Consider the following 16,357-nt stretch of genomic DNA (forward strand, 5'->3'; position numbering starts at 1 on the left):
CGACATTCTGGAAACGGGTAATGATTCCTACCGATTCAAACACCGCAAGAAAGGGTCGAAGACGTACTGAGTAAATGGAAAGAATTGGACGCTGTTACCTGGTAACTATTGGGCGCTGTTTGACACCCATGCACCTGAAACACTAGCTTTGCCAAATCGACGCCAACTCGAATACTCTTCATGGTGGACTCCTCTTTACCGTTGACTGGTGGTCGGAACTACCAGTCTGGCACCTAGATGCCGCTTAGGTGAGGAGGGGTCCATCCCATTGCTTACGGGTGATCGAATCGCTGTTGCGATCGGTAATCCCCAAGCCTGCTACGGCGTTGATGTCCTTGAAGCCGGCATTGGCCGATTGTGCCGCCGCGCTACCGTACCAACGGGCTACCGTGACGCGGTTCTCGGTAACTATGCTCCATCCATTACATCGAGAAATCTGTGAGACTGAATACAAATTGAATTAATAAGACCGTTAAATTCATTATCTTTGAAATCATCTGTTGCACTAACCCTTATACCAATAGGGCCATTCTTAAAGTAAAACCACTCTTCTACGTCATCATAGATGATTTCCGAATAATATTTCCGAAGGCACTCTACCTTTTCACCGAGCCCGATATCGCCAAATATTTTACCTTTATACTCAAATCGTGTATCAATTGGGCTAATTACCCTAAAATAAATAAGTCGCCCATCATCAAACCCAATATCCATAACTTCACGTTGCCATTCGTATGAAACATTGGAAATATCAGCAGCAAGAACTGAAAACCCATTCTCGCTCTCTTCAAATTTAAGCAAGGGAGAATTATCAAATTTAACTAGCCCATTCATGCCGGAAGACACATTTTCCTTACAAAGCAAAGCTTTAAACTCTACAAGAGTCATTCCAAGATTAACCCCCATTAATGCCCCCCCGGGAATAATGTCTGCTGACCAGCTTAATTGACGCCTCATTTTCGTTGCTCCATCCATTTATTAGTCTCCAGATCGTAAGTAATAGCTTTTCCGTTTTGATTAAAATATGTTGTATTTTTTTCTGGCCAACCTCTCCTGTCAATCTGATAAGACTGTGGGTCTAATATTTTTACTTTGACGCCATCGACCGTAGTGAATTTATAATATTCACCTTTGTGTACAGATCTTTGACTCGGTGGGAGATGGCGAGTGTCTGGGCTATACTGCACACTAGAAATAGAGGGGTGATTATTCAAAGAGAATACCTGAGCATTACCAGATGTGCCGGCTCTAGGTGATTGCATTGTTCCTTCGAAACCTCTCATACGGTAATGGGAAATTAAATCTTTTCCATCAAGCCCCCAAACATTATCTGGCTTTGCCAGATCAATGTACTTAGGTATGCCCGCCTGCTCAGCTAAGCTCCATTTCAGCAATTCTGGATTGCCACCGTACCTACCACTATTTGAAGCACTAGGAACACCACTAGAAATCCCATAAGGATTCCAGGCCGAAACAACCGTTAACGAATTGGTTTGCGGGATAAAGCCTTGCCTTTGCGGCCGCATAGGCTCTAACGGATGTCCACGTCTCATTGCAAGTGCATCAACGGATTGGCCGATCTTTAACAAGTCCATGAACGTCTTATCACCAATACCATCAAGACCGCTGCCTTTATATGCTGAGCCAAAGACATAGCCCGTGCCAAGCATGCCACCTACCGGACCACTGGAAGCAACTTGATCAATGTTGCCTGCGAGTTGCCTGAGTCGATCGCCAGGAGACACACCCCGCTCGCCATTCCAAGCGCTTAGAACACTCTTCCCCTCATGCATAGGCTGTTCGCGAACAAGCCGTGTTTCATAAGGGCCGCTGGTATCAATAAAGGAACGAGCGCCATCAGAACCCGTCGTCCAACCTAGGTGATCAAGTTTCGCGGTTACCTCGGCCACCCTTAAGGCTTCCACATTTCTGGCGTAGTCTTGCTTCAACCTGCTAAGTCGATCTTGCTTTTCATGCAAACCGTTGAACTGTTCTGCGTAAGCGGCTCTTTTTTCATTGGCGAGTGCATCGGCTATATCGGCATCACCAGACGTACTCAGTGCAAAGCTATCTCCACCGTTACCCCGATAATTGTTCAGCCTTGGGTCGTCCATCGGCTCATGGCCCATTGGCCGGCGATACGCAACTTGCCCACGGTCGCCAATGGCTGGTTCCCAGGCACTACCACCGGCACCGCCACCGCCACCCCACTCACCAATGCCACCTCCCGAGCCAGCCCTGCCAACATCCTCGTCGTCAAATAACGACCGCCAGTTGCGAGGGATTTCGCTGCGGTTCTGGCCCGGCATGGGCTCGGCTGGCGCTGGGCTGTACCAACCTAGGTCGAACTTATCGTCGAAGAAACCTGCAATCTTTCTACCCGCAAAGTCTTCCGCGAATTTACCCATCGTCGATGACGGTGCTGGGGCTTCTGGGGTGAAAGTCCAACCCATATTCCACTGTTTGTTGATGTAACCAGCCATGCTCCTGCCGCCAATGGCTTCCGCCGCAATCCGTGCAAAGGACGGCCCCGGTTGTGGGCCATAGCCTGCTTCTTCTTTGAATCTGGCATCGCGTGACTCTGCGCTGTATTGAACTGCTGCGGTGGCCGCAGCATTCAAGGCCGCGTTGTTGAACGACTTGCGCAGGTTGAATTCGCCCTTGTAACGGCCCTTGCGATCCAGTTCCTGGTTCAGCTTGTGCGTCAACGCATCCCGTGCGACCTGGCCCCACATCCCACCGCCAGGAACCAGCATGTTAACTGTGCCCTGTGCGACGATCTGCTTCATGCTGAAATGCACATCTCGCCCATCGAGCTTGTTCAGCACATGGTTGACGGTATAGGTGGTGGCTGGGCCAGCAAAGCCGCCCCCAACATAGTTCCCCGCATAGGCGGCAGCCATCGCGAAAGCATCGCCTTTGTAGTCCACCTTATCCGGTGCGCCATTGGCCATCGGGTCGACAATCGACCGGAAGAAGTCGTCTTTGTTGCCACCAAAGGGATTGAACACACTACGGTCAAAGAAACGGCCCCAATCGAACTCGTTGTTGACGATGAGGTCGGTGTATTGCCGTGCCTTCTTACCCGCATGTGATGCCAGCGCGACATTGCCGCCGGTTGCATAGGCAACCGCAATGGTCACTACGATCTGCATGAGCACCCCAAACGCGCCGCACTTCTTCTTCGGTGGCGGGGTCTTCAGATTCGGCATCTGGCTGCCCACCACCTCATCTTCCTTGTACGCCTTGAAGGTGTCGGCGCTGATGGCGTCGCTTTTTGAGGTGTTCGGAATCGTGATGCGGGTGCCGGCCTTCAGCTCGGTGTCTTCGCTCAGCCCGTTGGCGTCGGCCAGCAGGTACCACAGGTTGCTATTGCCGTAGACCTGCCCGGCAATATGCCGCAGCGTTTCGCCGCCCTGCACCGTGTAGGTGCCCACGCCGCTGCCGGGGTGGTCCTTGCCCAGGCTTTCGATGCGGGCGAAGCGGCCTTCGTCCAGTTGCGTTTTGTGCGTGCCGTCGGCATACACGCCAGTTTCGCCCACCGCGTGGCCATTGGCGTACAGGTAGTGGATGTTCTCGATGCTTTCGCCGCTGCGGCCAGTGTGGTGCACCTTGTGGATGACCTGGCCATCGGTGTTACGGATGAAGATCGAGCGTTCGTTGTCCACCATGCCGTCGCCCTGCCCTTGCACCTGCTTGACCAGCTGGCGGTTGACGTCGTATTCAAAGCTGCTGTTGCCGCTGGCACCCTTCGGCCCGCTGCCCGTGATGCCGGCCATGCGGCCGTCGGCGTGGTAGTTGTAGCCGAAGTAGTAGGTGTTGCAGCCCCCTACCATTTCGGTGCCCATGCTGTTCTCAAACGTCATCCGCCCGCCCTTCCAATACTGCTTGAGCGAGATCACACCGCCACTGGCCACCGGGCCGACGAGGGTGCCAAGTTTAAGGTCGTTGTAGCTGTGCATCAGCATGCCGGTCATGCGGCCGCTGCGGTCGTAGGTTTGTTTGCTGACCTGCATCGGGGTGAGGATGGAACCGACCCGGCTATGGGCCAGCCATCTGAATCCGCCGCCTTCCGCCCCGGGTACGCGTACCGCAATCTGGCTCGCTTCCGTGCTCTGGATCTTGAGGTTGTTCTCGGTATAGGTGCTGGCGCTGCTCTGGGCGTAGAACCAGCCATAGCCCTTGTTCTGGCGGATGATATTGCCGTTGGCATCGTATTCCCACGTCTGCTGCCACAGGTGCGGCACCTTGAGCTGGGTACCCGCCGCCAGTTCAGCATCGGCGTTGTTCAGCCCATTGGCCTTGGCAATCTCATTCCAGCCCGATTCATCGCCATACTGCGCCCGTGCCACATCGCGCAGGGTACGGTTAAAGCTGACCCGTGTGCCCAGCGCCAGGGCGCTGTCGGCACCGGCTGTGCCGCCACCCACCAGCACAATGCGCTGCCATAGGTCGCCACTGCCCAGGTATTGCTCGGCCAGCAACCTGCGCGTGCGGCCTTCGCCCAACGCCACGGTCACTTCCATCGGCCCGCTTTGCAGGGTGATCGAGTCGCTGTTGCGGTCGATAATCCCCAGGCTGGCCATGGCAACCGGGTCTTTGAAGCCGGCATTGGCAGACTGCGCCGTCGCACTGCCGTACCAACGGGCCACCGTGACGCGGTTCTCGGCGTCGTAGAGGTAGTTCACCGTCGTGCCCAGCTTGGCGTCATAGTCTTGCAGGCGGTTGCCGGCCCCGTCGTACACATAGCTGTGGCGCAGCTCGCCGCCCTTGATTTCCTGGGTGACGCGGTTTGCGCCGTCAAACGCATACACATGGTCGAAGGCATTGCGGCCGGTGCCGGTAATGCGCACCACGTTGCCATTGGCGTCGTAGGTTTGCTGGCTGCCCACGCCGGTGGCGGCTTCGGCCCAGCCGGTTTGCCGGCCCAGTGCGTCGTAGCTGTAGCGGGTGTCGCGCCCATAGGTGGCCGCTTCGCCCACACCATTGCTGATCTCACGAATCTTCTGGCCGCGTTCGTCAAAGCGGTAGTCGGTGTATTTGACCAGCACTGCATTGGCGGGGTTGGCGGGGGTAGTCGTCATGCTGCTCTGCAGATGGGCAGTCACCCGCTGCATCAACCCTTTGGCAATCGCGTTCCAACCCCTTAATGGGGAGGTACTGCCGGCCTGCGTGATGGCCTTGCCATAATCCGCCACCCGCAATAGGTGGCCGGCTGCGTCCCAACTGCGGCGGATATCCTTGCCCTCGCTGTTGGACTCGCGAATCTGCCGGCCCAGGCCGTCATACTCGAAGCGGTTGGTCAGCCCGGTTTCGTCGGTGCTTTCCAGCAGGCGGTTGAACGCACCATAGCGGTAGCTCTTGGTACGGCCTTCGCCATCAACCTCAAGAATCAGGTTGCCGTACACGTCGTAACGGCGGCTTTCGACGACTTCCTGCCCAAGCTGCCATGTACGGGTGCTGATGACGCGGTTGAGTGCGTCGTAGCCTTGCTCCACCTTATACGTGCCGCGCAGGCTGCTGGTACGGTTGCCATTGAAGTCGTAACCGAACACCGTGGTGCCTTGCTGCACAAGGTGGTTGCGGCGGTTGTACTTCAACGCCGTGCGGTTGCCATTGCCATCAATCCGCGTGGTTTCGCGGCCCAGCGTGTCGTACTCGTGCCGGGTGACGCCACCGGCGCCGTTGGTTTCGCTGCCGAGGTTGCCGCGTACGTCGTACGTTTTGCTGCTGCGAAAGCCCAATGCATCCACCGTGCTGGTTTCCCGGCCATGGATGTCGAAATCGCTGTGTCGGTTTTGCCCCAACGCATTCTTGCTATCGGTACGGTTGCCGCCCAGGTTGTAGCTATGGGTTTGCCGTGCGCCGTTGCTGCCATCGAGCGCGGCGGTAAACACATCGCCTGCTACATCGCGGTACAGCACGACCTGATCGGTCAGCTGGTCGAGTTGGTTGTAGCGCGACTGGGTGAGCAGGCGCTGCTGGCGGCCGGTGGCGTCATCCGCCGAAGTCACAGCTTGATACGCCGCACCCCATTCCGCCACCTTGCGGCCACGGCCGTCGTAATCGGCATAGGTAGTGGCCATCACGCTGCCGCCCTGCTTGTCGTACTGGTCGGTACGCACTGCATTGCCGGCGAGGTCGATGCCATGCTCTCGCCATATGCCGTCCGATTCCATGCTGGCCACCGTGTGGCCCATCGCGTCGTAGCGAGTTTCCAGGTAATAGCCGTTGTCGCGTCCATCACTCTGCCGGCTGCCGGCGGTAAGGCCAGTGCCTTTGACGGCGACATTCAGAAACAGGTTCTTCGGTTTGGCCAGCGCACCCAGATAGGTACCGCTGCCCACCCACAGGTTGCCTGCATTACGGTTAAGGCTGATGCCCTCTTCCTTCGCCACCACCGTGCCGCTGCAACCACCCGCGTCGTAACTATCTTTCGCCGACTGGGTGTGCCAGTCCACAATCACCATGCGGTCTTGCGCATCGAAGTAATACGCCTTGAAAGTGTAGTCACCCTTCAGTTCACGCAGCTTGGCGCTGAAGCGATTGCCATCCCGCGTCAAGGTCACCGTCTGCTCGACCTTGTCCGACTGGCGAGTCAGCAACAGCTTGACATCCCCCCGCACCCCGGCGATTTCTTCAGCGCTGAGGTTGGCGGTGTAGGTGTAGTCGTAAGCGCCAGGAATATGGAGACCAGACCCATCATCAACGAAAGGGGATGACTTATCATTGGCGGCATCGGGGCGCAGCAGGATTTTGATCAAGTCTGCATTCAAGGCAACACCGTTATTGGCGTTGTTGAACCCACCGTTGACCAATGCCCAGTCACTGGCACCCTTACCCATATTGCTATTGGCGCTGATGACTTCACCTGTGGCGACGTCGATCAGTTCCAGCGTGTCCAATTCCACGAGGCGGCTTGGGTCGCCATTGCTTGCAGCCCCATAGCTATACAGCAGCAATGGCGCAGCCTTGACGCTGCCTGCCAGGAATTTGTTGTGGTTGAGCGCAGCACCTGCATTCGGCGGGTTCTCGCCACCAATCAGGCCTTCAAAGGTCTGCCAACCCATTTCGGGCGTCAATACCTTGTCTGCCACGGCAGCGTAAGAGAAGGTGCTGCCGGCGTTATGCAATTCAACGCCTGCGGCATTCAGGGTGGTGACGCCAGACGACATCACGCCTTGGCCGGTCAACTGGCGTAATCGAATGCGCACCTTGTACTGCTTGCTCATGTCGATATTGGCGAAGCTGGTACCACGCAGCGCTGCATTCGTGCCATTGAGCGTCAACGTCTGCTGGTCGACGCTGCCGACGGTAGGTACCTGGATAGGCTTGGCGTACCGGTATTTGGTGATGGGGTTGCCTACCGCGTCGTAGCGTGTCTCTGTAACAAACCCTTGCGGGTCGATAACGTAGATTTCACGACCTGCCGCATCTTTGACGATGTACTGACCCGGCACCGCCGTTGTCTCGGTGCGAATAGCCGGTGCAACTCGCCCCGTTACCATATGGCTAGTCTTCACCGACTGGGTGTAGTGCACATCCAGGTTGTGCATGCCTTCGTTGATGACCTTGCCATCCAACACCGATGCGCCACCCTGGTTGTCCACGGTCTGCAGTTGGCCATCCAGCATCACCCACTGGCCATTGATGCCCAGCTGCGTTGCCGTCCAGGTGACGTGTTGCAACTTCACCGGGGGGGCGCTGATCGAGGCCTGTGCAGCGGCGTCTGCCGGTTTGGCCAGCGCGCTTACCGTGTAGCTCAGCCGGTCCACTTCCACCGTTTCGCCACCAAGGCGCATGCCGGACAGCGTGATTTCATAATCCCCCACCGCCATGGGCGTGTTTTTATCGCCCAAGACCAAGTCAAACAACCAGCGGCCTTGCTCATACCGGCCGGTGATGCTCGACCGATTGGCCACCTCGCTGCTGCCTTTTTTGCGCCAGTCGGCACGTAACACCTTCATGTCCGACTGGTCGTTATTGAACGCCACCTGCAGCACGGTCTTGTATTGATAGGTGTCGGCGCTGGCCGCTTCAGGGTTGATGACCTGATGGTATGCCGTGGTCGTCGGGCTGAAGCGCTGCACTGCGTTGGTCAGCGTCTGGCTCGGGCCGCGCTGCAATTGGTGCGTCGCGTCTTGCCACACCACGCTGTAGTTGAACTGATTTAGCGGGCCGACATCGCCCAGTACGGCGGCATAGTAACCACCTTCCAGGGCCGTCAGGGTCACCTCGTGGTTCATTGTGCTGCCGCTGCCCTGCCAGACTATCCTCGGCTGTTCAACCGCGCCGTCGAAATGCACCAGCATACGCAGTTCGCCCTTGGCAGTGCGGCTGGTTTCCACGCTGTCGTATTGCGGGGCAACCGTCAGCGTCTGTTCCTCGCTCCACACCATATTGCCGGCCACATCCTGGCTTACCACGCGGAAATAGACCTGCGTACCGGCCGGTGGACGGGGCAGCTGAGCGGTATGCCCACCCAGGCTGGCCAACTGCTCGCCCACTCTGGCAGGGTAATCATCGACCTTGGCATGGGGCTGCAGGTCGTACACCACCCAGGTCCGGCCTTCCGACGCGGTGGGTAGGTTCCAGTTGATGTTCAGCGTATCGCCTTGCGTCGCCGCAATACCTGCCGGTTGTACGGCGGCATTGGGCATTTCGCCGGTGTAGACGAATACCCGGTTGCCCAGCGCGTCATAGCGCGAAATCGTGCCGCTGCCATCGACGTTCACGACCTTGGTCACACGGCTCTTGGCATCGAACTGGCTGCTGGTGACCTGATTTTTGGCGTTGCGCACATAGGTGCGGTTGCCCAACGTGTCGTAGCCGTAGTGCAGCTCGGCCACTTCACCGGTCAGCTCGGTCACTTGTCCCGTTGCATTGCGCACAATCGCGCCCTGCGCTTCTCGCTGGGCTTTCAGGCGATGCAAGTCGTCGTAGCGGAACAACGTGGCTTGGTCGTCAGCATGGTCGCCCACCAACTTGTACAACGCGCCAAAGTCACTTGCCTGCCCGGCCAAGTCCACCCCGGCCCCGACCGCATTGCCAAAGCGCTGCTCGGCCACGCGGTTGCCCACGTTGTCATAGCTGTACAACGTCAACATACGGCTGGGGTTGATGGTGCCGATCAGCCGGCCGGCTGCGTCGTAATAGTGGAAGACATTCAAGGCATCGGCGGTGTCCGCGCCCTTGATCTGCTGCACCACATTATTGGCGCTGTCGTAGCGGGTACGGGTAACCGGACGGGCATTCGCCACCGTATTACCCAGGCTGTCGCGCACATTGCGGGCCGGGTCGAGTTGTTCGACCAAGCGGCCTGCTGCGTCATAACGGTAGTCGGTCACCGCCACCGCGCCCTGCCCCACCGGCTTGTCACCCAATGGATTAAGCCCGGCAAGGTTCAGCGGTGTGACATAAGCACGTTGCTGAATGCGATTGCCCGCCGCATCGTAGCTGGCTTCATTGAGGTAACCGGCCGCATCAACCACGGCGCTAACGCGCCCGGCGCCGTCATACCAGCTCAGGGTCCGGCGGCCTTCCTTGTTGGTGCTATCCGCCACCGCGCCATAGCCGTCGTATACATAACGCTCTTCCGGCGCAACGCGTTCGGTTACCGTTGCTGGGTTGCCGCGGTCCCGGCTGGTCAAACGGGTAACATCCACCTGCGGGTACACCACCCGGGTGGGGCGGCCGGCCAAATCATACTCACGGCTGATGACGTGGGTTTCACCCTTCGGCGTCTTGGGCCGGACGGTTGGATCCTGCGCGATTTTTTCCAGACGTTCGAGGTAGGCCGTTTCCTTGACTACATCGTTGTAGGCGTCGTGCTGGTATTCACGCAGCACATTGTCGACATCCAGCAGCGCCACCAGGCGGCCGCCCTTGTCGTACCAGCGGGTTTCCTGCGCGCCGCTTGGCAGCGTTGTCTGCTGCAGATTGCCAAGGGTGTCGTACCGATATCGGGTGACGGTGCTGTGACCCTGAGCATCAAACGTCATCCAGTTCAGATTGCGGGTTTCGGTAAGCTTGCGGTTGTTGCGGTCGTAGGTGTAGCTCACCACGCCGTCCTTACCCTCCACCTTCTCTACCCGTCCAAGGGCATCGTAGCTATAGCGGTTCACCGTCTGGCCCAGGCCATTGGTTTCCGACAGCGTGCGGTTCAAACCATCAAACAGGAATTCGCGCCGGTTGCCATTGCCATCGACATGCGCTACCAGGTTGCCAACCTTGTCGTACTCAATCCGGTTGGTGATCTTGAGCCCACCCGGGTCCTTCGTCTCGCTGATCTGGCGATTGTCACGATCGTACTCGTACACCGTGGTGCGGTTGATGCCCGCGGCCTGTTCACCGCCCTGCTCCACCAGGCGGCTGAGGTTGCCCGCTGCGTCGTAGGTCTTCTCGGTCTTCAGGCCCGCCGGGTCGATTTGCTGCGTGACGCGATCAGCACCGTCGTATTGGTACTGGGTAACACGCGGCTTGGCCAGATTGGCAAATTTGCGCTCTGCCAGCACATTGCCGCGGCCATCTCGCACGTAGGCAATCTGGCTGCCATCGGCTGCGGTAAGCAGTGACAGGCGGCCTGCGGCATCGTAGCTATAGGTGGCAATACGGTCGTGGCGGTCGTTCTTGCCTTTCGGCACCACAAAGTCACCCACCTTGGCCACCGGCAACGCGTATTGGCGTTCTTCCACCTTGCTGCCATGCACATCGTAACGGGCGGTCTTCAGATAGCCCATCGGGTCGATCGTCGCGATAACCCGGTTATCCGCGTCGTAATAGAAATACGTGCTTTGGCCCAACGCATCGGTCTTGCTAATGACGTTGCCGCGACTGTCGTAATGGTAGGTGCTGCGGTTGCCGGCGATATCGGTTTCGGCAAGCTTGCGGTCAAGCACGTCGTACTCAACCAAGCTGGTCTTGTGCGCCAACTGCTTGTTCTGCGCATCGAGGCGATTGCCATAGACGTCATAGCCATAATCCATCGTCTGGCCGGCATCGGTCAGCTCTGTCGTCAGGCGACGGTTGTTGTCGTACTTGAAGGTACGGTGCAGCCAGACCTCGTTCCCTGCCTTATTGCTTTGTAAGATGTCCTCGCTTACCACCAGGTCGCCAAATACCGCGTCGTATTTGCGCAGCGTACGGCCCCCTTCTGCCGTCAGGGTTTCGACCAAGCGGCCCGCCCCGTCGTACAGATAGGTGGTCTGGCGCGCCAAGGGGGTGCCGGCCGCCAGAATGACTGCCGACTTGTTGCCTTGGGCATCGTACTGGTATTCGGTACGGTTGCCCGCCCCATTGATTTCAGCCGCCAAACGACCATTGGCATCGTATTCATACTGCGTGGTGCTTGGCTTGGCGGCTACAGCCTTGGCCGCGTCGTAATGCTGCGCATCCGTCACCGGCACCAAGTACAGGCCACGCGTGGCGCTGCTCTTTTCACCAAACTCGTTGTAGGTGAATTGCGTCGTGTAGTCGTTGGCGTCGGTCTCGCTGATGCGGCGGCCTTGCCGGTCGTAGCCAAAGCGGGTGACGCGCGCATTTGCACCCAGCGCGTCCGACGTGGTCACTGTCTCGATATTGCCTGCCGCATCGTAACTTTGCGTCACCAAGGTGCCGCCTGGGCTTAGCGTGCTGACCAATCGACCTACTGCATCGTAGGTGTAGGTCGTCTTGGCAGGCTGCGCCAATGCCGCACGGGTGGCGTCGTAACCGGCATCGGTTGCCACGAGCAGGTATTCCCCCACCGTCATCGAGGTACGATTGCCCTGCACATCGTATTGGTAGCGGGTGGTGTAACCGGCCGCATCCGTATCCGTCAGCACATGGCCGTCAGCGTCATAGGTCTTGCGCTCCAACCGGGCCTTCGTGCCCTGATTGGCAGCGTCGGTCGACTGCAACTGGCGGCCCAGGCCATCCACCGTGAACTCGGCCGTGATGCCCATACCGTCGACGGTACGTACCAACTGGTTGTTCTTGTCATAGAAGAACTGGCTGGTTACCGCATTGGTCTCGCCGACCTTTACCCGGGTCTTGTTGCCGAAGGCGTCGTACTCGGTACGTTGTACCCCCGCCGTGTTCTTCGCTTCGATCTGCTGGTTGTTGGCATCGTAGCGATAGCGGGTCTCACGCAATGCCGCCGTGCCATGGGCCTGCTGGTTGAGCACCAGATTGCCGTTCTTGTCGTATTGCTTGACCGTGACATTCCCCACACCATCCTGCTCGCGCACCACATGGCCCACGCCGTCATAGGCAAAGGTTTCGGTACGCGCGGTTTCGGTCTTGCTGCCGGTAATGCGCTGGCTGATGCGGCCTGCACCGTCGTAAACAATCTGCGTGGTCTTGCCCTCCGCCTCGGTCTTGCCGACCAGACGGTTGGCCCCATCGTAGCGGTAGGTGGTAACGCTGGCTTTGGGTGTGCCAGCAAACTCGGTTTTCTTTTCGAGGTTGCCTGCTTTGTCGTAGGCGTACAGCGTCTCGCTGCCATCCACGCCCTTTTCGCTGATCACATGGTGATTGGCATCGTATTGGTAACGTACGGTACGGCCTGGTCCCGTTGGGGGCGTCGCGGGTAATGCGGCGACGCCGTCGTATACCGTGCGCGCCGATACTTGTCCGTCATCCGCATATTCGGTGTAAGTGAGATGTTGACCAGGGTCGAGCTGGTAGATACGTCGATTTTGCGCATCGTAGCCATAGCGCGTGGTTGCCCATTGCGTACCGGCCTTATCGATGGCGCGACGCATCTCAGCAACATTACCCAGTGCATCGTAGGCGTACTCGGTACGGTAGCCTTCGCCATCCACCTGCGCGACCAAGCGGTCGAGCAAATCATATTCGCTGGCCTGCACCACACCAGCCCGGCTTTGGCTCAGCTTGCGGCCAAACGTGTCGTAGGCAAACTCGGTCACCAGACCGAGCCCATCGGTTGTAGCCACCAGGCGGTTGGCAGCATCATAGCGGCGGGTCTGTTCGTTGCCATTGCCATCGACCGTGGACAGCAAATTGCCTGCGTTGTCGTAGCGGTATTGGGTCACCGCGCCGGTGCCATCGGTCAGCGTTTTCAGCTGCCCTGCGGCATCAAAGGTGGACGCGGTGACGTTGCCGGCCCCGTTGGTGACGCTGATGCGCCGGCCAGCAGCATCGTACGCATAGCGCGTTACATCGCCGGCACCATTGGTAGTGGTCAGTAACTGGTTGACCGCGTCGTAGGTGCTCAGTTGCTTGTTGCCGCGCCCATCGGTCACTTCGACCTGCTGGCCATTGGCATCGTAGCGATATTGCGTGCTTGCCCCGGTGGCGTCGGTGGTTTTGACGAGGCGATTGGCGGCGTCGTATTCATATTCGGTGCGGTGGCCCAGTGCATCGACCATGGCCTTGCGATTGCCGCTGGCGTCGTACTCATAGGTCGTCCGCTTGCCCAAGGCGTCCACGCTGGCGGTTACGCGGTTCAACGCGTCGTACTCAGTGCGCGTCACCTGCCCGCCGGCGTTGGTGGTTTCGGCCAGGTTGCCAAAGCGGTCGTAACGGTAGGTGGTTTCGCCCTTTAGCGCATCCACCTGCCGCACCAGTTGGCCAGCCACGTTGTATTCACGGCGAACCAGCGCATCGCGGTCGTCCTGCACTAATTTGGCAGCGCCCTGCCGCTCGTGATGGCGCAAGGTCGATACCAATTGGCCATAGGTGTCGTAACGATACTCGGTCACTTCGCCCGCAGGGTTGATGCTTGAAATCACCCGGCCCTGGCGGTCGTAATAGCGTGTTGTGACTTGCTGTTTGGCATCGGTCTGGCGTACCAGATTGCCGTTCTCGTCGTACTGGTTTTGCGTGATACGCCCCAGCGCATCGGTCTGCTTGACCAAGCGATTGCCACGGTCGAACTCAGATTGACTGACGTTACCGAGCTTATCGGTTGTTTTGAGCCGATTGCCGAAAACATCGTATTCATAGCGTTCGCTATGGTTAAGCGCATCGGTGCTGGCGATCAGCTGCCCCGCGCCATCATAGGTGCGTGTGCTGGTCTGGCCTTTGCCATCGGTAACCGTGCTGGACAAACCTTGGGCGTTGTAGGTCACCCGGCTGACATTACCCGTGCCATCGGTTTGGGCAATCAACAAGCCGCGGCCATCGTACTCGCGCACCGTCTTATTGCCGCGGGCATCGGTATGCGTCAGCTGCTTGCCTGTCGCCCCGTAGGTGTACAAATCGTGCTGGCCCAAGGCATCTTGCTTGTCGACCAAGTTGCCCGCCGCGTTATAGCGGTAGCTTTGCTGCCTGTCCTGCGCATCGGCCTTCAATAGCGCGCGAACGCCCGTGATGCTGATATCGGCAAGCGTGGCGATCGGCTTGGCATAGTCGGTCTTGCCCACCAACTGGCCATACACGTCGTAACGTTTTTCGGTGACGTTACCCAGGGTATCGACAGTAAAGACTTCACGGCCATGCTGGTCGTAAACGCTGTAGGTGCGGCGGTCGGTGGCACTGTCGAGCGCACTGTACTGCGTTTGCAACTCCGCCAGCGTCATCTCTGGCTTTGGTGCCAGTTTGGCAAATTGTGCGCTGTGCAGCAGGCGGCCCAGGCTGTCATAACTAAAACGGCTGACTTGGCCTGCGTCGTTGACGCTATAGCTCAAGCGCCCTGCTGCATCATAGTAATGGCGGGTCTGGCGGTCGTCCTTACCTACGTCTTGGAAGCGAACCGACAATGCCGAAGCCGTCATATCGCGTGTTCTATCAACCGCAACGCGGTCGGCATAGCGCACGATGTGGGTCTTTTGGTCGAGGGCGTTGTAACGCTGTTCGGTGACCTTGCCTTCGGCGTCGATCAGGTAAACCGCGCGTCCCAATAGGTCGTACACCGTTTCGGTCACCCGGTCATTCACACCCAGCGTGGTGTATGGGGCCAAGCCAGTGGCAGCGTCATAGCGCGTAGCGTACTGGATCGTCCGGGTCTGGCGATTCGCCCCATCGTAGCAACGCTGGCTAACGCGGCCTGCACCATCCACCACGAATTGAATGCGCCCGGCCGTGTCGTAGGTGTATTGCTCAATGACATCGACCACGGCATTGGTTTGTGCCGGCAACCCGGCCAACACCGCTTGCAAAGAAGGTTCGCCGGTGAAGGTCAGCGCCTGACCGTAAACCACCTTGCCGCTAAGCAGGCCAGTCGCATCGTACTGGTAGCGGGTGACATAACCCGCCGCATCGACATCAAACAGCGGCCGATTGGCGTCATCCACCAACTGGTACTTGCGCACATCATGGGCATCGTCCTTGACCAGCGCGAGCGTGCCCTGGGCATCCCAAGCGGCCAAGTCAATCGCCTGGTGGTAGGTACGTTGGCTGTAAACATTGCCTGCACCGTCGTATTGCTTTTCGGTCACAAAACCCAAACCATCAATCACATAACGCTGACGGCCTGCCGCGTCGTAGCCATAACGTACCGCCAAATCCAGCGCAGCATCGGCCTTCAGGGCGGTGGCAATCGTGGTCGAGGTGGGGTTGTCCGTCAGCGCCGTCGCGGCCAGCGGTGTGCTGTAACGGATTACCTGGGTAATACGGCCCGCTGCGTCATAGCGCGTTTCAGTGACAGCACGCTGGCTATCCACCTTGTATTGCTCGCGGTTAAGCGCATCGTAGACATAACGGGTCTGCTGGTCTTGCGCCGGCTTGGCTGCCGTTGTAGCCCAGGCATCCAGCGCTGCAAACGTATAAGGCGCTGCCGCTGTCAGTACCGAAGCAAAGCGCGTTGTGGTGGATTTGTTGCCCAGGGCATCAAATCGATGCTGGGTAACGATACCGGTCGCATCTACGGTATAGGCTTCACGCCCTGCCTCATCGAATACATGGTGGACCACGGCCAGCGGTTTTGCGCCTGCCAGCTGAGTTTGCAGCTTGCTGCGCGCATTAAGGTCCAAGGACGGTGGAGCAGCTAAAGCGCTGGCCTGTTCCCCACTGGCGAAACCCGCCATGGGCTTAGGTGCGACATGCCAATTCACCGTGCCGTCCAAGCCCAGCTTGGCCGACATTAATGTCATAGTGGCAAAACTGTTGGGTGTCGCCGCTGCGCCGCTCAACAACCGATTAGCGAATTGCCACGTAGCGGGTTCCCCGGTTGCATCGGCACCAAATAACCACGTGCCTATCGCCCGCGCACCATCGTCATTCAACCAGGTTGCGGTCAGATCTGCCTTGCCATCGGCATTGTTATTCATCAGGTGGTAGACCGCATCGTCGCGCCAGGCACCCAGCACGCTGTCGCTGCCCTGGACATACCCATTGCTGTCCGACAACCAGGCTGTCGCCACCGCCAGACCCGCTCCGTTACGCCACAACTGCACCACATCGGTACGGCCATCGC

The 16,357-nt window shown here is 58.4% G+C and carries 2 protein-coding genes; both read right to left on the reverse strand.

The genetic code is table 11. From position 1 onward, the window contains the following. Nucleotides 1-408 precede the first annotated feature (408 nt). Nucleotides 409-975: a hypothetical protein gene (locus CSQ89_RS15250; RefSeq protein WP_099406986.1), complete on the reverse strand. Its 567-nt coding sequence runs from the start codon at nt 973-975 to the stop codon at nt 409-411. After that, complete coding sequence (locus CSQ89_RS15255) at nt 954-16,340, reverse strand: LysM peptidoglycan-binding domain-containing protein (protein WP_233203196.1); 15,387 nt, start codon at nt 16,338-16,340, stop codon at nt 954-956. The genes CSQ89_RS15250 and CSQ89_RS15255 overlap by 22 nt, the downstream gene beginning before the upstream one ends. Between the last annotated feature and the right edge of the window lie 17 nt (nt 16,341-16,357).

It is taken from the genome of Chitinimonas sp. BJB300, assembly GCF_002735695.1.
In the GTDB taxonomy this organism is placed as follows: domain Bacteria; phylum Pseudomonadota; class Gammaproteobacteria; order Burkholderiales; family Chitinimonadaceae; genus Chitinimonas.

Excerpts from the sequence above, each read along its gene's own strand:
- CSQ89_RS15250 (WP_099406986.1), bottom strand. The coding sequence starts at position 975 with ATGGATGGAGCAACGAAAATGAGGCGTCAATTAAGCTGGTCAGCAGAC.